The organism is Nocardia sp. CA-129566, assembly GCF_050956075.1.
In the GTDB taxonomy this organism is placed as follows: Bacteria; Actinomycetota; Actinomycetes; order Mycobacteriales; family Mycobacteriaceae; genus Nocardia.
This window is the reverse complement of sequence record NZ_CP192085.1, coordinates 6,569,637-6,586,990: the sequence shown is the minus strand read 5'-3', so window position 1 is coordinate 6,586,990 and position 17,354 is coordinate 6,569,637. Positions and strand designations below refer to the sequence as shown.

The following is a 17,354-nucleotide window of genomic DNA, read 5'->3' as shown; positions in this document are numbered from 1 at the left end:
GCGACGGGACACGGCAAGCTTCGAGGAAGGATGAGCCGATGACATTGGCGGTGCGCGTAATTCCGTGCCTGGATGTCGATGCGGGCCGGGTGGTCAAGGGCGTCAACTTCGAAAACCTGCGCGATGCGGGCGATCCCGTCGAACTCGCCGCCGCCTACGACTTGCAGGGCGCCGACGAGCTGACCTTTCTCGACGTCACCGCCTCCACCGGTGACCGCGGCACCATGATCGATGTCGTGACCCGAACGGCCGAGCAGATTTTCATCCCGCTCACCGTCGGCGGCGGTGTGCGCACGGTAGACGATGTGGACCGGCTGCTGCGTGCGGGTGCGGACAAGGTGTCGGTGAACACCGCGGCCATCGCACGTCCCGAGGTATTGCGTGAAATGTCCGAGCGCTTCGGTTCCCAGTGCATCGTGCTGTCGGTGGACGCGCGCACCGTTCCCGAGGGCCAGCCCGACACTCCCTCCGGCTGGGAGGTCACCACGCACGGCGGCAAGCGCGGCACCGGCATCGACGCCGTCGAATGGGCGGTGCGCGGAGCCGAACTCGGCGTCGGCGAGATCCTGCTCAACTCGATGGATGCGGATGGCACGAAGGCCGGTTTCGATCTGCCGATGATCAAGGCCGTGCGCGAGGCGGTATCGGTACCGGTGATCGCCAGCGGTGGAGCGGGTGCGATCGAACACTTCGCGCCCGCCGTGCACGCCGGAGCGGATGCGGTCCTGGCCGCCAGCGTCTTCCACTTCGGCGACCTGACCATCCCCCAGGTCAAGGCCGCCATGCGCGCTGAACATATCGTGGTGCGTTAACATTTCGGCCGCCACGCCGGGGCGGTGATTGCTATCTGCTCGATACTTCCCCAGGCTTGGCGACCATGTCCGCCATGTGTCCCTCATGCTCTTGGCCCTCGCCGATGCTGGTGTCGACGCATGGCTCGGTTCGCTATCTGCGCTGTGTCTGCGGCAAGTGGCTGGTCGCCCACCGTGGCGGGGTGAACCTGGTGACCGGTCGGACCACCTGCACCAAAAAGGCTGCGGCCGAACATCTCGAATTGATTCCGCTGCCCGAGGAATGATCGCTGGAGCCAGCTGTGATCTTCGTGCATCTTCAGCGGTTGAGTCAGCTGCGACAGGACGAGCTGGTCGAGCCGGTGCGGAACCTGCTTCGGCGCAACCTCATTCGTACTTTTCTCGGTCAGGCGGCGACTGGCCTCGGCCCTTAGGCAGGCCGTCGTGCATCGAATCCAGTTTGCACAGTGCATCTTTGGCGGATTCGGCGCTGATCGTGGTAGGCATCGTGCCCACCAAGCGGGTGCACGCCTCGATTTCGTCGGCCTTGCGGTCTCGGCGCGGTGGTCCAGGTCCGGTGGGCAGCGGGGCTGTCTGTTGGGAGTGGTCACGGTCGTGAAGAACAGTTCGCGAAGGGCCGCATCAGTAGCCTGCATGTTCGTGACCGGGCCCGGCGTGCGCCGGAGCTTGGGCCAGGGGCGGCAACCCGGTTGGCCGGAACGACGGCAGGGCCAACCAGGTGCCGTGTGGGGTGTCCCAGCGATGCGCTGACGATAGCGGGCGAAGTGCGGGCAGCCAATAGGTTTGCTCGCTCCTGCGGGGGGCAGATTGCGGCGCCCCCAGAACCTACGAGCGGTAGGCATCCCGACAGCAACGCCGCGGTAGTGTCCGAGGGGCACCTGCAATGGGTACGAATCTGCGACGACATAGGTAACTTCTGAAATGTCGGGTTGCCACCTACTGCCGTAAGAATTGAATTCGGCGTAATTCGCCTACGTCGGTACGAACAATTGCTTCGAGCGCGACAAATTGCCGATTCGCTGGGCGCGTGCGGAACAGCGGCCGCGGCCCTGTATAACGGTGACATGACTCTCGACCCCACCATCGCCGCCCGGCTCGAGCGCAATGACGCCGGACTCGTCGCCGTGGTCGCGCAGGAGCGCGGGACCGGCGATGTGCTGATGGTTGCCTGGATGGACGACGAGGCGCTGGCCCGCACGCTGGAAACCCGTAAGGCGACCTACTATTCGCGATCTCGCCAGCAGTACTGGGTCAAGGGCGAGACCTCCGGCCACACCCAGTACGTGCACGAGGTCCGCCTCGACTGCGACGGCGACACCATTCTGTTGGTCGTCGACCAGGAGGGCGCGGCCTGCCACACCGGCACCCACACCTGCTTCGATTCCGATCTGCTGCTCGCCGACAACCTGCTGGTCGCCGACGACTGAGCTCGAGTTTCCGAGCCCCAGCAGACCGAGCGGGGACGCGCCAGTGATGAACTCGCGCACCGCGATTCGGTCGGCACCACCACGTTCATCGCGGTCGTATTTTCGTGCCCGGGGCGCGCATAGTGCCCGAATCTGGTGTGGCTCCTAGGGATTCGGTTGATCGGGCTCCTCGACCGTCGTCGACCGTCCGCCGGACTCGTTCAGGGTGTCGATGAGCTGGGTGGCGAGTAGCTCGCTCAGATCGGCGAGTTGCGCTGTTTGTCCGGCCTCGAGACCGTCGAATACCAACTGGCGCACCGCATCCAGATAACCGGGTGCCGCTTCGACGACCTTCGAGTAGCCGTCGTCGGTGAGTACCGCGTGCACACCGCGGCGTCCGGTGGTTGCTGACCGTTGCGCCCAGCCCATTCGCTCCAGCTTCGACACCACATGGGACAGTCGCGATAGCGATGCATTTGCCTTGTGGGCAAGCTCACTCATCTGCAGTCGGTGGCCCGGCTCTTCCGATAACAGTGTGAGCACCCAGTATTCGAAATGCGTGACCCCGGATTCGCGCTGCAGCTGGGTATCCAAAGCGCCTGGTAGACGTGTCATCAGCGCAACGATCGCGCGCCAAGCTCGTTGTTCGTCCGGGTCGAGCCACTTCGTCACTGGGTGCCTTCTTTCGAGCCAAGTGACGTGTTCTTGTTAGTGAGCCTAGCGATTAATGAAAAGCATATTCACAGCCACTCGCTTAAATGAGTTTGCCACGACTTCGCTCGACCGTCATGAACTTGGTGTGCGACGTGAGGTCACTCACAAAGACCGATTGGCGGGTCGGCTAAGTGTCCTGAGTAACTGTCGGCGTTTGCGGGGCCGCGGCGGGCGGCGATGGTTCGGGCGGCACCGACTGCTTGCCGGGGTGCTTGCGCCGCCACCGACGCCCGTAGATCAGGGATACCGAGGCGAGGAAAATGACCGCCGCCGCGATCGCGCCGACCAGCGACGCGCCGCGGAAGGCGGGGGCGTCGACATCGAGGATCCGCTGACCGGCGTGAGCGGCGTTGTTGTTGCCGAGCACGATCGATAGGGTCATCAGATTCGGAATCGCGAGGATCACCGCGAGCAATGCGGCGGCGCCCGCGATGAACTTCCCGGCCCGGCGCTTCCAGATCATCGCGGCGAACAGCATCAGGAACAATGGGAGCGCGGTGCAGAGCAAGCCGTAGACCAGGCCCCAGCCGATGCCCTTGCTGAAACTGCCGTTCACCAGCTCGGCGATGCGCTGCGCCCACCAGCGCGGAATGAACGCCGCCAGAATGAAGTAGGCGACGACCACAACGGCGATGACCACCACTGCGGCGATGATCCGAGTGCGCCACGTGGCCAGCGTGGATTTCTGACCGTCCGGCCGAACCTCGCTCGAAGTCATGAATTCAGCGTATGCCCGGCAACCAGGAGATCGATGGCGATGGACCTGGTGTTTTTCGCGGCGGCAGCCGCGAACAGTGCTTACCGGCTACTGCAGCGCGCGCTCACGCAGGAACTTCAGTGCCTCGTCCGCGTGCACATTGGCGCGTAGTTCGCCGGTGATCACCGTGGCGATCTTGCGATCCCGGTCGATCACGAACGTCTGCCGCTTGACCGGAGCGAGTTTGCCCAGCAATCCGCGCTTCACGCCGAAGGCCGCGGCGACCTTGCCGTCGGCGTCGGAGAGCAGGGGATATCCGAGGTTCTGCTTGGCGGCGAATCCGGCCTGGGTGTCGACACCGTCGGTGCTGATGCCGACACACGACGCGCCGAGGGCGGCGAATTCGGCGGACAGATCACGGAAGTGGCAGGCCTCCGCCGTGCAGACCGGCGTATTCGCGGCGGGGTAGAAGAACAGCACGAGCGGGCCGTTCGCGAGCAGGGCGTCGAGCGAACGCGAGGTGCCGGATTGATCGGGAAGCTCGAACTCGGGGGCGAGCTGACCTGTCTTCATACTGGGGACAGTACCGGGCGTGAGGTCGGTTTGCCGCCCCAGCGTCAGGTCCCCGTCAAGCCGGTGGCCGGGATGACGGGGACGTTTTCCACTAGCCGCCGATCAGCGCGGCGACCTCCGGATTCTTGCGAGGGGTACATCGTGTCTCCTCTCGGAATGGAAACCGTGTGAGATCGAACGCGGCGAGTGTGGTGACGCCGGTCACCAGCCCCTACAGCGCGTGTGAACCGGACAGTCGGTAAGGAGGGGTGGGACGCGCCGACAAGAGTGTCGGACCCGCCTGGGATGATGGACCCATGCCTGGCGCGTCCACTCCCACCACCACGACCCGCGAACAGTTCCACCTCCTGGCCGCGGAGCACCGAGTGGTTCCGGTGACCCGAAAGGTGCTGGCGGACTCGGAAACTCCGCTGTCGGCCTACCGAAAGCTGGCCGCAGACCGGGCCGGCACCTTCCTGTTCGAGTCCGCGGAGACCGGGCGGTCCTGGTCGCGCTGGTCGTTCATCGGCGCCGGCAGCCCGTCCGCGCTCACCGTCGTGGACGGCGAAGCGGCCTGGCTCGGCAACACCCCGGTGGACGCACCCTCCGGTGGCGATCCGCTGGTCGCGCTGCGCGAAACCCTGCAGTTGCTGCGGACCGAGCGGCTGCCCGGCCTGCCCCCGCTGACCGGCGGCATGGTCGGCTACCTCGGCTACGACGCGGTGCGCCGAATGGAGCGGCTGCCCGCCCTCGCCGTCGACGATCTGCGGCTGCCGGAGATGGTGCTGCTGCTGGCCACCGATCTCGCGGCCTTCGACCATCACGAGGGCGCGATCACGCTCATCGCCAACGCGGTCAACTGGAATGGCACCGCCGAACGCGTCGACCAGGCCTATGACGACGCGGTGGCCCGGCTGGACCGGATGACCGCGGCGCTGGCCGCCCCCTCGGAGTCCACCGTATCGGTCTTCGATCAGCCCGACCCGGAGTACATCCGCCGCCGCACCACCGATGAGTTCGGTGCCGGGGTGCGCCGCCTGGTCAAGGAGATCGAGGCGGGCGAGGCATTTCAGGTGGTGCTCTCCCAGCGCTTCGAAATGGACTACGACGGCGCACCCGTTGACCTCTACCGGATGCTGCGCGCGTCCAACCCGAGTCCGTACATGTACCTGATCCACATCCCGGACAGCGACGGCGGCACCGCCTTCTCCATCGTCGGCTCCAGCCCGGAATCGCTGGTTACCGTGAAAGAGGGGGTGGCAACGACACATCCGATCGCGGGAACCAGGTGGCGCGGTGCCACCGAGGAGGACGATCTGCTGCTGGAGAAGGGGCTGCTGGCCGACGAGAAGGAGAACGCCGAGCATTTGATGCTCGTCGATCTCGGCCGCAACGATCTGGGGCGGGTCTGCCAGCCGGGCACGGTGCGGGTCACCGAATACCGGCATATCGAGCGCTACAGCCATGTCATGCATCTGGTCTCGACGGTCTCGGGCCGCCTCGCGCCGGGCAAGATCGCGCTGGACGCGGTGCGTGCCTGCTTCCCCGCGGGCACACTGTCGGGCGCGCCGAAGGTGCGCGCGATGGAGCTCATCGAGGAACTCGAGCCCACCCGCCGCGGCGTCTACGGCGGCGTCGTCGGCTACCTCGACTTCGCGGGTGACGCGGATACCGCGATCGCCATTCGCACCGCACTGCTGAAGGACGGCACGGCCTTCGTCCAGGCGGGTGCGGGCATCGTCGCGGATTCGGATCCGGACTATGAGGATGTCGAATCCCGCAATAAGGCGATGGCAGTGCTGCGCGCGGTGGCGGCCGCGAAAACCGTGCGGGCCTACGGCGCGCCGACCTCCGCGGACGGCGGCGCGCAATGACCGGCTCGGAATCCGGCGATATCGATTCGGCGGCACCGGCGGGTGTCGAACCCCCGAAGCGCAAGTATCCGGTCGGTGCGATCGTCCTGCTCGCCATCGCGGCGGCGGCGCTGTGGGGCTCGTCCCGGATGACCTGGGTAACCGTCTCGTCCACCGATGGCCTCACCGAACCGCGCACCGACAAACTCAACGGCGGGGTCTGGTTCGGCGCGCTCACGCCACTGGCCCTGGTGCTGCTCGCCGCCATCGCTGCGGTGCTGGCCACCCGCGGCTGGCTGCGGCGCATGGTCGGCGTACTCATCGGTTTGGCGGCGGCGGTGACCGCCGTGCCCGCCTTCGCCCTCTTGACCAGATCCGGTGCGACCGCGGCGCGTGCGGCCACCCTGGCGGAGCTACCGGGCCGCGCGACCGTCACCGAGGTGGTCACCCACCAGTTCCCGGCCGTGCTTTCGCTGGTGGGAGCGCTGGCCGCCTTTACGGCCGGAGTCCTGCTGGCCCGCATGCCGCAGGACACCGCCCGCTTATCGGGCAAGTACGACAATCCGGTGTTCCGCCGCGCCGCGGCCACCGAGCAGGTGACGCGCCAGCGCACCGATGACGCGGACGCGACACCCGGCCAGCTCTCCGAGCGAGTGCTCTGGGACGCATTGGACGCGGGCACCGACCCGACCGAGGAAGCGCCCGGGCCCACCGCGGCCGTCGACACGCCCGATCATGATCAGGGCAAATCCGGGAGTGGGGGTGCCTGAGCAGATGACTACAAGCCCCGGCGCAGTTGCGCCACAAGCAGCCAATTATTCTTTGTCAGCATCGGTGAGACAGCGCCTGGGGGGATTCTCAGGCAGCAAGTCCGTCTCCCCAGAAAGGATTCGAGCCAGATGACGGTACTCGACTCGATTCTCGACGGGGTCCGCGCGGATGTGGCCGCTCGGGAAGCCCTCTTGGACTTCCAGGCGATCAAGGCGGCCGCGTCCGCAGCGCCCGCGCCGCTGGACGCCCGCGCCGCGCTCCTCGAAGACGGCATCGGCGTTATCGCCGAAGTCAAGCGGGCCAGCCCGTCCAAGGGGGAACTCGCGGACATCCCGGACCCGGCGAGTCTGGCCAAGGCTTATGAGGACGGTGGCGCGCGCATCATCAGCGTGCTGACCGAGGGCCGTCGCTTCCATGGATCGCTCGACGACCTGGACGCAGTCCGCGCCTGCGTGAGCATCCCGATCCTGCGCAAGGATTTCGTCGTCGGTCCCTACCAGATCCACGAGGCCCGCGCGCACGGCGCCGACGTCATCCTGCTCATCGTGGCCGCCCTGGAACAGGACGTGCTCAGCTCGCTGATCGATCGCACCGAATCGCTCGGTATGACCGCCCTGGTCGAGGTGCACACCGAGGAAGAGGCGGATCGCGCGCTCGAGGCGGGTGCCTCCGTGATCGGCGTGAACGCGCGCAATCTCAAGACCCTCGAGGTCGACCGCGACGTGTTCGCGCGCATCGCGCCCGGCCTGCCCACCGAGGTCATCCGCATCGCCGAATCCGGCATTCGCGGCACCGCTGATCTGCTGGCCTACGCCGGTGCGGGCGCCGATGCCGTACTCGTCGGCGAGGGCCTGGTCACCAGTGGTGACCCACGCGCCGCGGTCTCCGAACTGGTGACCGCGGGCACCCACCCGTCCTGCCCGAAGCCCGCGCGGCGGGGCCGGTGACGGAAGTGACGGCACTCCCCAAGGCCTCGGACGGTGTCCACGAGCGCAGCGGCCATGAGCCGGACGCGGGCGGCCACTTCGGCGTCTACGGCGGCAGGCATGTTCCCGAGGCGCTGATGGCGGTGATCGAGGAGGTCACCGCAGAATACGAGAAGTGCCGCCTCGATCCTGCCTTCCTCGATGAGCTGGACCGGCTGCAGCGCGACTACACCGGCCGCCCGTCGCCGATCTTCGAATGCCGACGCCTCGCCGAGCACGCCGGTGGCGCGCGCATCATCCTCAAGCGCGAGGACCTGAACCACACCGGTTCGCACAAGATCAACAACGTGCTCGGTCAGGCACTGCTGGCCAAACGCATGGGCAAGACCCGGGTGATCGCGGAGACCGGCGCCGGTCAGCATGGCGTCGCCACCGCGACCGCGTGCGCACTGCTCGGTCTCGACTGTGTGATCTACATGGGCGCGGTCGACACCGCCCGCCAGGCTTTGAACGTGGCCCGTATGCGGCTGCTCGGCGCCGAGGTGATCTCGGTGACCACCGGTTCGCAGACCCTCAAGGACGCGATCAACGAGGCGTTGCGCGACTGGGTCACCAATGCCGAGGTCACCTACTACTGCTTCGGCACCGCGGCCGGTCCGCACCCGTTCCCGCTGATGGTGCGCGACCTTCAGCGCGTCGTCGGCCTGGAGGCCCGCGCCCAGGTGCAGGCACTCACCGGTCGGCTGCCCGACGCGGTCACCGCCTGCGTCGGCGGCGGCTCCAATGCCATCGGCATCTTCCACCCCTTCCTCGATGATGCGAGCGTGCGGCTGATCGGCTACGAGGCGGCCGGTGACGGCGTCGAAACCGGAAGGCACGCGGCCACTTTCACCGGTGGCACGCCCGGTGCGTTCCAGGGCGCCTACTCGTACCTGCTGCAGGACGAGGACGGCCAGACCATCGAATCGCATTCGATCTCGGCCGGTCTGGACTATCCGGGCGTCGGGCCCGAACACGCCTACCTCAAGGACATCGGCCGCGCCGAATACCACCCGATCACCGATACCGAGGCGATGGACGCGCTGCTGCTGCTGAGCCGCGCCGAGGGCATCATCCCCGCGATCGAATCCGCGCACGCGGTGGCCGGTGCAATGAAGCTCGGCAGGGAATTGGGCAAGGGCGCGATCATCCTGGTGAACCTGTCCGGGCGCGGCGATAAGGATATGGACACGGCGGCACGATGGTTCGGGCTGTTCGATGACCACGCCGCCGATAAGGAGACCCAGCAGTGAGTCCGCAGTCCCGCCTCGCCGATACCTTCGCCGCCGCTCGCGCGGAGGGCCGGGCCGCGCTGATCGGCTACCTGCCCGCGGGCTATCCGGATCTGGCCGGTTCGATCGAGGTGTGCCGCGCCATGGTCGAATCCGGTTGCGACATTATCGAAGTCGGCGTCGCCTACTCCGATCCGGTCATGGACGGGCCGACCATTCAGGCGGCCGCCGAGCAGGCGCTGCGCGGGGGCGTCCGGGTGCGCGATGTGTTCTCGGTGGTCGAGGCGATCACCGGAGCGGGCGGCCAGGCCGTCGTGATGAGCTACTGGAACCCGGTGCTGCAATACGGAATCGACCGTTTCGCGCGGGATCTGTCCGCCGCGGGCGGGTCGGGCATCATCACCCCGAACCTGATTCCGGAGGAGGCCGACGACTGGTTCGTCGCCTCGGCCGCACACGATCTGGACCGCATATTCCTGGTCGCACCGTCCTCCACCGAGGAGCGTCTGGTCAAGACCATCGAGGCCAGCCGCGGCTTCGTCTACGCGGCCTCGACCATGGGCGTCACCGGCGCCCGCGATGTGGTTTCCTCCGCGGCCCCCGCACTGTGCGCGCGCATTCGCGCCCACTCCGATATTCCGATCGGCGTCGGGCTCGGCGTGCGCTCGGGTGCGCAGGCGGCCGAAATCGCTTCCTACGCAGACGGTGTCATCGTGGGCTCGGCACTGGTGACCGCCGCGGCGCATGGACTCGACGCGGTCCGCACGCTGACGGCCGAACTGGCCGAGGGCGTCCGCTCCGCGACTGTCGCCTCGTAGCCGGATCCGCCCGCCGAGCGGGCGAACCGACCGCGAATCTCGCTGGGCGGCTGTGCTCCGCTACGGTTGGGGCCGTGACCTTACGAGTCCTCGCAGACAGCGTCCTGAGCAACGGTGCCGTCACCGCTGATGTGTTGGCCTACATCCCCAGCCCGTCCCAGGGCGTCTGGCATATCGGCGCATTCCCGCTACGCGCCTATGCCCTGTGCATCATCATCGGCATCATCGTCGCCATCTGGTGGGGTGAGCGGCGCTGGCAGCAGCGCGGCGGACAGCAGGGCGCGATCCTGGATGTGGCGATGTTCGCGGTGCCGTTCGGCCTGGTCGGCGGGCGGCTCTATCACGTGGCCACCGACTGGCAGAAGTACTTCGGCGCCGACGGCCATCCGATCGACGCGCTGAAGATCTATCAGGGCGGCCTCGGCATCTGGGGCGCGGTCTTCCTCGGCGGTGTCGGTGCCTGGATCGGCTGCCGGGTCTACCGAATCCCGTTGCCCGCGTTGGGCGATGCGATCGCGCCGCCGATTCTGCTGGCCCAGGCCATCGGCCGCCTCGGCAATTACTTCAACCAGGAGCTCTACGGCCGCAAGACCGATCTGCCCTGGGGCCTGGAGATCTACCTGCGCTTCGATGATCAGGGCAAGCTCGACATGATGAACGGCGTCTCCACCGGCGTCGTCGATAAGGTCGTGCAGCCGACATTCCTGTACGAGATGATCTGGAACCTGCTGATCGTGGTGCTGCTGGTGCAGATCGATAAGCGCTACCGCATCGGCCACGGCCGCCTGTTCGCGCTCTACGTCGCCGGGTACTGCCTCGGCCGCTTCGTCGTGGAGCTGCTGCGCGACGACGAGGCGACCAAGATCGCGGGGATCCGGATCAACTCGTTCACCTCCGCGATCGTATTCCTCGCCGCTGTCGCCTATTTCGTCTTCGCGACGAAGGGCAGGGAGACCGCGGATCAGTTGCAACCGTCGACGGTCTCGCGCCCGTGGCCATGGCAGATCGGCGCGCTGCGCGCGGCGGGCGCGGAATCCGAGGCCGCGTCGAAGGCCGCCGCGGCGGCGGATGCCGTGGCGCCGAAGCACGCTGCGGCGACGAAGGACGAGTTATCGGGCGCGACAGCCGAATCGGAGCCGAGTGCGGCCGAGTCCGAGAAGGACGAGTCCGAAAAGGGTGCCGACGGATCCGGGAAATCCGAGGTGGCCGAAGCGAATACCGCGGCCGACGAACCGGATCTGACAAAATCCGTGAACTCCGGCAACGAACCGGATACCACCGACGATGACTCAAAGGAGTCCGAGACCTCGGACACCGAGCAGGGCAAGGTCGCAACCTCGAAAAAGGACGACTGACCCCATAACCATTTGGGTAACTCGTTGGGGGAGTAGACATGCGACCGCGTGTCCGCAACGATACCCCCGGGTGCCCAATTGCCCGGTTAGAACGCGGGGAGGCGGGTGAGCACCCGCCGAAATGCACGAATGATGGAGGACATTAGTGACCGACCCCTACCAGAACCAGCCAGGCTTCGGCGGCCCGCAGTACGGTCCGCCCGGGACGGGGCCGGACCTGAACAAGCAGCCCGAGGCGCCGGGCCAGCCGCAGTACCCGTCGGATCCGTACAACCAGCAGCCGCAGTACGGCCAGCAGCCGCCCCAGTACGGCCAGCAGCCGCAGTACGGTCAGCCCGACCCCTACGGCCAGCAGCCGGGCGGCTACCCGCCCGCGCCCTACCCGGGCGGCTACAACCCGAACGATCCGGAAGCGCCCTACGGTCGCGACCCGTTCGGTGTCCCGTTCTCGGATAAGCAGAAGCTGACCGCGGGCCTGCTGCAGATCTTCCTCGGCGGCTTCGGTATCGGCCGTTTCTACACCGGCCACACCGGCATCGCCATCGCGCAGATCGCGGTCACCTGGCTGACCTGTGGCTTCGGCGGTATCTGGCCGCTGATCGACGGCATCATGATGCTGACCGGCAAGGTGCCGGACAGCCTCGGACGGCCACTGCGCGACTGATCGCCGCGGACAGCTGACCGACGGGCCCCGTCGCATCGGATCACGATGCGACGGGGCCCGTCGAATTTCGGGACGCGGTAGCCGGATTCGGCGCACGATGATCGCAATACTGTCGATCGGCAGCCACCTGGCGTAGCCTGAGCCGGGTTTTGTGTCGTGTGTGGATGCGGTATCGGTCCGCACACCGAAGAGAGGGACTTCTGTGCGCCGCAAGCTGTTCGCCGCCGCTGTGCTAGCCATCATCGCCGCCACCGGGCTCACCGCCTGCGGCAGCAGCAGCGATCCGAACGTGCTGAAGGTCGGTACCGAAGGCACCTACTCGCCGTTCAGCTACCAGGGCTCGGACGGCAAGCTCACCGGCTACGACATCGAGGTGATCCAGGCGGTCGGCGACAAGATCGGCAAGAAGATCGAGTTCGTGCAGACGCCGTGGGACGCGATCTTCGCCGGCCTCGAGTCCAAGCGCTTCGATCTGGTCGCCAACCAGGTCTCGATCACCGACGAGCGCAAGGCCAAGTACGCCCTTTCGCAGTCCTACACCACCTCCGAGGGCGTGATCCTCACCCGTGCGGACAGCACCGGCATCAACGCGCTCACCGACCTCAGCGGCAAGACCACCGCCCAGTCGGCGACCAGCAACTGGGCCAAGGTCGCCCAGGGCGCGGGCGCCAAGGTCGAGGCGGTGGAAGGGTTCGTGCAGGCCGTGCAGTTGCTGAAGACCGGCCGAGTGGACGCTACCGTCAACGACAGCCTCGTCGCTCTCGACTACATCAAGAAGAACGGCGACACCAGCGTCAAGATCGCCGCAAAGGCCGGTGAGGTGAGCCATCAGGCCTTCGCCGCCCGCAAGGACGACGCGCTGATCGGCCAGGTGAATACCGCGCTGGATCAATTGCGCGCCGACGGCACCCTGACCAAGATCGCCGAGAAGTACTTCGGCACCGACGTCAGCAAATAGCCGTCCGTGGATCCCGCGACCAGGGAACTGATCTGGCACAACCTGTGGCCGATGCTGCAGGCCACGATCAATAAGACCATTCCGCTGACCGCGATCAGCTTCGTCATCGGTCTGGTCATCGCATTGTTCGTGGCCTTGGCACGGATGTCACCGCTGTGGTTCGTCTCGGCGCCAGCACGGTTCTACATCTCGATCATTCGCGGCACGCCGCTGCTGGTGCAGTTGTTCATCGTGTTCTATGCGCTGCCGCAGTTCGATATCGTCATCGATCCGTTTCCGGCGGCGGTGATCGCGTTCAGTCTGAATGTCGGTGGCTACGCGGCCGAGGTCGTGCGCGCCGCCATTCTCAGCGTCGCGCAGGGCCAGTGGGAAGCTGCCAAGGCACTCGGTATGTCGTATGCGCAGGAGTTGCGGCTGATCATCCTGCCGCAGGCCGCGCGGATCGCGGTGCCGCCGCTTTCAAATACGCTCATTTCACTAGTGAAGGACACCTCGCTGGCCTCGACCATCCTGGTGACCGAACTGCTGCGTACCGCACAGCTGGCGGCGGCCCCGACCTTCGACTTCTTCGCCCTGTACGGCATCGCGGCGCTCTACTACTGGGTGATCTGCCTCGTGCTCGGCTTCGGGCAGACCCGCCTGGAAACCCGGCTTTCCCGCCATGTCGCACGCTGACCGGACCCGTTTGTAGTTTCCGCTAATGCTTCGTACATATTTTTCACCTACCTTTCACCGAGGCCACAGCAGGCTCCGGGTACCGCACGGGACTAGGCTCTACCCGTGATGCGACGGACGAAGATTGTGTGCACTCTCGGCCCAGCGACCGCTACCGAGGAACGTATTCGGGAACTCGTCGAGAGCGGCATGGATGTGGCGCGGCTGAATTTCAGCCATGGCGAACACTCCGACCATGCCGAGAACTACAAGAAGGTGCGGCAGGCCTCGGACCATATCGGCCGGGCGGTCGGCATTCTCGCCGACCTGCAGGGACCGAAGATCCGGCTGGGTCGCTTCATCGAGGGCAAGACCGTATGGGCCAACGGTGAAGAGGTCCGCATAACTGTCGACGAGATCGATGGCACCCACGATCGCGTCTCCACTACCTACAAGGAGCTGGCCAAGGACGCCAAGCCGGGCGACCGCCTGCTCATCGACGACGGCAAGGTCGGTGTCACGGTCATCCGCGTCGAGGGCAACGACGTCGTCTGCCGGGTTACCGAGGGCGGTCCGGTCAGCAACAACAAGGGCGTCTCGCTGCCCGGCATGGACGTCTCCGTGCCCGCGCTGTCCGAGAAGGACATCGAGGACCTCGAATTCGCGCTCAAGCTCGGCGTCGACTTCATCGCGCTGTCCTTCGTGCGCTCGCCCTCCGATGTCGAGCTGGTGCACGACGTGATGGACCGCGTCGGGCGCCGCGTCCCGGTGATCGGCAAGTTGGAGAAGCCCGAGGCCATCGACAACCTCGAGGCCATCGTGCTCGCCTTCGACGCGGTCATGGTTGCCCGCGGTGACCTCGGTGTCGAGCTGCCGCTCGAGCAGGTGCCGCTCGTGCAGAAGCGCGCCATCCAAATGGCTCGCGAGAACGCCAAGCCGGTCATCGTCGCCACCCAGATGCTGGAGTCGATGATCGAGAACTCCCGCCCGACCCGCGCCGAGGCCTCCGATGTGGCGAATGCGGTGCTCGACGGTGCGGATGCGGTGATGCTCTCCGGTGAGACTTCGGTCGGCGCGTACCCGATCGAGACGGTGCGCACCATGGCCCGGATCGTGCACGCCGTGGAAACCGAATCCACCCGGGTACCACCGCTGACCCATGTGCCGCGCACCAAGCGCGGTGTCATCTCCTACGCCGCCCGCGATATCGGTGAGCGGCTCAATGCCAAGGCGCTGGTCGCCTTCACCCAGTCCGGCGATACGGTTCGCCGCCTGGCCCGATTGCACACCCCGCTGCCATTGCTGGCGTTTACCCCCCTTCCCGAGGTACGCAGCCAGCTGTCGCTCACCTGGGGCACCGAAACCTTCATCGTCCCGACGGTGGACAGCACCGATGCGATGATCCACCAGGTGGATGTAGCACTGCTGTCCATGGAGCGATACCAAAAAGGTGATCTGGTGGTAATCGTGGCGGGCTCCCCGCCCGGTACTGTCGGGTCCACCAATCTGATCCATGTGCACCGTATCGGTGAGGAGGACCATTAGCCGTGACCACTTCGCTAGGCGGCGCTGTCGGCCTCGGGGCCGCAGCGGAGGTTTCCGACCTCGACGTGCTGCTCGGACTGCTCGATCTGGAACAGGTCGACGAAGATGTCTTCGTCGGCCAGCATCCGGAGAAGGTCTGGAGCCGCACGTTCGGCGGTCAGCTGGTTTCGCAGGCGATCATGGCGGCGGGGCGGACGGTCGACGGCGACCGTCCGCTGCATGCCGTCAACGCACATTTCGTGCGTGGTGGCGATGTGAAGAAGCCGATCGAATACCGGGTCGATCGCCACCGCGATGGGCGCTCTCTGGCCAACCGCACGGTCACCGCAACCCAGGACGATCAGGAACTGTTCGTCATGCTGGCTGCGTTCCAGGATTGGGGCAAGGGGCTCGAGCACGCCCACGCCCAGCCGGAGGTGCCGGATCCGGAGACGCTGCCGCGCGTCGAGGAGAGCTTCGAAGGCTTGGAGGACAAGCTGGAGATGTTCGTCAAGGCGCCGCATCCGATCGATATGCGCTACACCAACGACCCGGCCTGGATCCTGAAGGGCACGGGGGAGCGGCTCAACCACAACCGCGTATGGATGCGCACCGACGGCAGGCTGCCCGATGATCCGCTGATTCACGTTGCGGCGCTCGGCTATTCGTCCGACACCACGGTGCTGGATTCGATTATCACCACCCACGGCCTGTCCTGGGGCCTGGACCGCATCGTGGCCGCGACGATCAACCATTCGATCTGGTTCCACCGCCCGTTCCGCTTCGACGACTGGGCGCTCTACGCCACCGAATCCCCGGTGGCCGCCGGTTCACGTGGCCTGGCGACCGGCCGATTCTTCTCGCGCAGCGGCGAATTGCTCGCCACCACCGTGCAGGAAGGCATCATCCGCCACTTCCCGTCCCGCGGATGAGCCTGGTGCCCATGTGTATCGCGGGGATTGACAACTGATTTCGCGGACACATGGGTAACCCCATGTATCGCCCATCGAACCAGCTTGCGATTGGTGTCGTTGTCAAGAACGAACGGAGCCGAGAGTTGTCGGCCCCATTGGTTCTCTGAACTGCGGATACGTCGAATGCCTTCCCAATTCGACATATGCGACTGACCAACAGCGTTGGTGTACGTGAGTGTCGTCGGCTGACGTCGATCATTAGATGGCGGGATTGATGACAACCAACGACGGTCAGCCAGCAAGCGCAGGGGCACGGGACAACCGTGCCCGGCCACCCGGTCGCTACACGCACGGCCCCGTCCACCTCGCGCGTTCGGGGTGGATGCGCCGCTGGTCGTTCCGGAATCACGGGAACCGGAACGGAAGCCGAATCGGGTGCTGGCGTCGCGCACGTTGATCCAGGTCAGTGGAGTTGGTATCGGGAGTCGATGATGCGGACAGTTCCGGATTTCGAGCGCATGACAATGGACTCGGTGGCGGCGGTGCCGTGGGTGTAGCGCACTCCGCGGAGGAGGTCGCCGTCGGTGACGCCCGTAGCCGCGAAGAACACGTTATCGCCTGCGACCAGGTCCTCTGTGGTGAGGATGCGGTCGAGGTCGTGTCCGGCGTCGAGGGCTTTGCGGCGTTCGGTGTCGCTGGTCGGGGCCAGGCGTGCTTGGATGGTGCCGCCCATGCAGCGGATCGCGGCTGCGGTGATGATGCCCTCGGGTGTGCCGCCGGTGCCGATCATCATGTCGGTGCCGGATCCCGGTCGACAAGCGGCAATCGCACCGGCGACGTCGCCGTCGGTGATGAGGCGAATCCTGGCGCCGGCTGCACGCACCTGGGAGATGAGGGTCTGGTGGCGTGGCCGGTCGAGAATGCAGATCGTCAGATCCGAGACCTTCGCGCCGCGCACCGCGGCCAACCGTCGAATGTTCTCGGCGACCGGTGCGGTGATGTCGACGACGTCTGCGGCGTCGGGCCCGACCACGAGCTTGTCCATGTAGAAGACGGCGGAGGGGTCGAACATGGCTTCGCGTTCGGCGACGGCGAGAACCGAGAGGGCATTGGGCATTCCTTTTGCCATCAGGGTGGTGCCCTCGACAGGGTCGACCGCGACATCGCACGCGGGGCCCGTCCCATCTCCGACGAACTCGCCGTTGAACAGCATTGGGGCCTTGTCTTTCTCACCTTCCCCGATCACGACGACGCCTCGCATCGAGACGGTGGAGACGAGTTGGCGCATCGCGTCGACCGCGGCTCCGTCGCCGCGTTCTTTGTCTCCGTGTCCGACCCAGCGGGCAGCGGCGAGGGCGCCAGCCTCGGTTACTCGGACCAATTCCATGGCGAGATTTCGGTCTGGGAGTAGTCCGGCGACAGCGGAGTCGGCGAGGGTCATGCTGGTTCCTTCGTGAGGGCGGGT

Annotated in this window: 18 protein-coding genes; 14 read left to right on the top strand and 4 right to left on the bottom strand. The window is 66.2% G+C overall.

What is annotated here, in order from left to right:
• Positions 1-38: 38 nt before the first annotated feature.
• The 3 genes from hisF to hisI all read left to right on the top strand — a co-directional run bounded on the left by hisF (position 39) and on the right by hisI (position 2,239).
• Positions 39-812 carry an imidazole glycerol phosphate synthase subunit HisF gene (gene hisF / locus ACQP0C_RS28935; RefSeq protein ID WP_433679425.1) on the top strand — a complete coding sequence of 258 codons (774 nt, stop codon included), beginning with the start codon at positions 39-41 and terminating at the stop codon, positions 810-812.
• A 104-nt stretch (positions 813-916) separates the two neighbouring features.
• Positions 917-1,078, top strand: coding sequence for a hypothetical protein (locus tag ACQP0C_RS28930; protein ID WP_433724978.1), 162 nt, complete (start codon positions 917-919; stop codon positions 1,076-1,078).
• Between the two features lie 798 nt (positions 1,079-1,876).
• Positions 1,877-2,239, top strand: coding sequence for a phosphoribosyl-AMP cyclohydrolase (hisI, locus tag ACQP0C_RS28925; RefSeq protein WP_433724976.1), 363 nt, complete (start codon positions 1,877-1,879; stop codon positions 2,237-2,239).
• A 144-nt stretch (positions 2,240-2,383) separates the two neighbouring features.
• Here hisI and ACQP0C_RS28920 read toward each other — a convergent pair whose 3' ends face one another.
• The 3 genes from ACQP0C_RS28920 to ACQP0C_RS28910 form a co-directional block, all read right to left on the bottom strand.
• Positions 2,384-2,833, bottom strand: coding sequence for a MarR family winged helix-turn-helix transcriptional regulator (locus ACQP0C_RS28920; RefSeq protein WP_433724974.1), 450 nt, complete (start codon positions 2,831-2,833; stop codon positions 2,384-2,386).
• Between the two features lie 226 nt (positions 2,834-3,059).
• Positions 3,060-3,650, bottom strand: coding sequence for a permease (locus tag ACQP0C_RS28915; protein ID WP_433724972.1), 591 nt, complete (start codon positions 3,648-3,650; stop codon positions 3,060-3,062).
• A gap of 87 nt (positions 3,651-3,737) precedes the next feature.
• Positions 3,738-4,202 (bottom strand): peroxiredoxin, encoded by a 465-nt coding sequence (locus ACQP0C_RS28910; RefSeq protein ID WP_433724970.1) that lies wholly within the window; start codon positions 4,200-4,202, stop codon positions 3,738-3,740.
• Between the two features lie 296 nt (positions 4,203-4,498).
• Between ACQP0C_RS28910 and ACQP0C_RS28905 the strand changes: the two genes are divergently transcribed.
• The 11 genes from ACQP0C_RS28905 to ACQP0C_RS28855 all read left to right on the top strand — a co-directional run bounded on the left by ACQP0C_RS28905 (position 4,499) and on the right by ACQP0C_RS28855 (position 15,907).
• Positions 4,499-6,055, top strand: a complete 1,557-nt coding sequence (locus ACQP0C_RS28905) for an anthranilate synthase component I (RefSeq protein WP_433724968.1) — start codon at positions 4,499-4,501, stop codon at positions 6,053-6,055.
• Entirely contained in the window at positions 6,052-6,804 is a 753-nt protein-coding gene (locus tag ACQP0C_RS28900) for a TIGR02234 family membrane protein (protein ID WP_433724966.1), read from the top strand. Before ACQP0C_RS28905 ends, ACQP0C_RS28900 begins: the two co-directional genes overlap by 4 nt.
• Before the next feature lie 129 nt (positions 6,805-6,933).
• Positions 6,934-7,752, top strand: coding sequence for an indole-3-glycerol phosphate synthase TrpC (gene trpC, locus ACQP0C_RS28895; protein ID WP_433679419.1), 819 nt, complete (start codon positions 6,934-6,936; stop codon positions 7,750-7,752).
• Complete coding sequence (trpB, locus tag ACQP0C_RS28890) at positions 7,749-9,023, top strand: tryptophan synthase subunit beta (RefSeq protein ID WP_433724964.1); 1,275 nt, start codon at positions 7,749-7,751, stop codon at positions 9,021-9,023. Before trpC ends, trpB begins: the two co-directional genes overlap by 4 nt.
• Positions 9,020-9,820, top strand: coding sequence for a tryptophan synthase subunit alpha (gene trpA / locus ACQP0C_RS28885; RefSeq protein ID WP_433724963.1), 801 nt, complete (start codon positions 9,020-9,022; stop codon positions 9,818-9,820). Before trpB ends, trpA begins: the two co-directional genes overlap by 4 nt.
• A gap of 104 nt (positions 9,821-9,924) precedes the next feature.
• Positions 9,925-11,175, top strand: a complete 1,251-nt coding sequence (gene lgt, locus ACQP0C_RS28880; RefSeq protein ID WP_433734684.1) for a prolipoprotein diacylglyceryl transferase — start codon at positions 9,925-9,927, stop codon at positions 11,173-11,175.
• A gap of 145 nt (positions 11,176-11,320) precedes the next feature.
• Positions 11,321-11,839: a TM2 domain-containing protein gene (locus ACQP0C_RS28875; protein WP_433724961.1), complete on the top strand. Its 519-nt coding sequence runs from the start codon at positions 11,321-11,323 to the stop codon at positions 11,837-11,839.
• A 202-nt stretch (positions 11,840-12,041) separates the two neighbouring features.
• Positions 12,042-12,797 (top strand): amino acid ABC transporter substrate-binding protein, encoded by a 756-nt coding sequence (locus ACQP0C_RS28870; RefSeq protein WP_433724959.1) that lies wholly within the window; start codon positions 12,042-12,044, stop codon positions 12,795-12,797.
• Between the two features lie 6 nt (positions 12,798-12,803).
• Positions 12,804-13,472 carry an amino acid ABC transporter permease gene (locus ACQP0C_RS28865; protein ID WP_433724957.1) on the top strand — a complete coding sequence of 223 codons (669 nt, stop codon included), beginning with the start codon at positions 12,804-12,806 and terminating at the stop codon, positions 13,470-13,472.
• Between the two features lie 105 nt (positions 13,473-13,577).
• Complete coding sequence (pyk, locus tag ACQP0C_RS28860; protein ID WP_433724955.1) at positions 13,578-14,996, top strand: pyruvate kinase; 1,419 nt, start codon at positions 13,578-13,580, stop codon at positions 14,994-14,996.
• 2 nt (positions 14,997-14,998) lie between these two features.
• Positions 14,999-15,907, top strand: coding sequence for an acyl-CoA thioesterase (locus ACQP0C_RS28855; RefSeq protein ID WP_433724954.1), 909 nt, complete (start codon positions 14,999-15,001; stop codon positions 15,905-15,907).
• 445 nt (positions 15,908-16,352) lie between these two features.
• Here the strand turns inward: ACQP0C_RS28855 and glpX are convergent, their stop codons facing one another.
• A complete protein-coding gene (gene glpX, locus ACQP0C_RS28850; RefSeq protein ID WP_433724952.1) occupies positions 16,353-17,330 on the bottom strand; it encodes a class II fructose-bisphosphatase in 978 nt (325 codons plus the stop codon).
• Positions 17,331-17,354 lie beyond the last annotated feature (24 nt).

Excerpts from the sequence above, each read along its gene's own strand:
- hisF (WP_433679425.1), top strand. The coding sequence starts at position 39 with ATGACATTGGCGGTGCGCGTAATTCCGTGCCTGGATGTCGATGCGGGC.
- ACQP0C_RS28930 (WP_433724978.1), top strand. The coding sequence starts at position 917 with ATGCTGGTGTCGACGCATGGCTCGGTTCGCTATCTGCGCTGTGTCTGC.
- hisI (WP_433724976.1), top strand. The coding sequence starts at position 1,877 with ATGACTCTCGACCCCACCATCGCCGCCCGGCTCGAGCGCAATGACGCC.
- ACQP0C_RS28920 (WP_433724974.1), bottom strand. The coding sequence starts at position 2,833 with ATGACACGTCTACCAGGCGCTTTGGATACCCAGCTGCAGCGCGAATCC.
- ACQP0C_RS28915 (WP_433724972.1), bottom strand. The coding sequence starts at position 3,650 with ATGACTTCGAGCGAGGTTCGGCCGGACGGTCAGAAATCCACGCTGGCC.
- ACQP0C_RS28910 (WP_433724970.1), bottom strand. The coding sequence starts at position 4,202 with ATGAAGACAGGTCAGCTCGCCCCCGAGTTCGAGCTTCCCGATCAATCC.
- ACQP0C_RS28905 (WP_433724968.1), top strand. The coding sequence starts at position 4,499 with ATGCCTGGCGCGTCCACTCCCACCACCACGACCCGCGAACAGTTCCAC.
- ACQP0C_RS28900 (WP_433724966.1), top strand. The coding sequence starts at position 6,052 with ATGACCGGCTCGGAATCCGGCGATATCGATTCGGCGGCACCGGCGGGT.
- trpC (WP_433679419.1), top strand. The coding sequence starts at position 6,934 with ATGACGGTACTCGACTCGATTCTCGACGGGGTCCGCGCGGATGTGGCC.
- glpX (WP_433724952.1), bottom strand. The coding sequence starts at position 17,330 with ATGACCCTCGCCGACTCCGCTGTCGCCGGACTACTCCCAGACCGAAAT.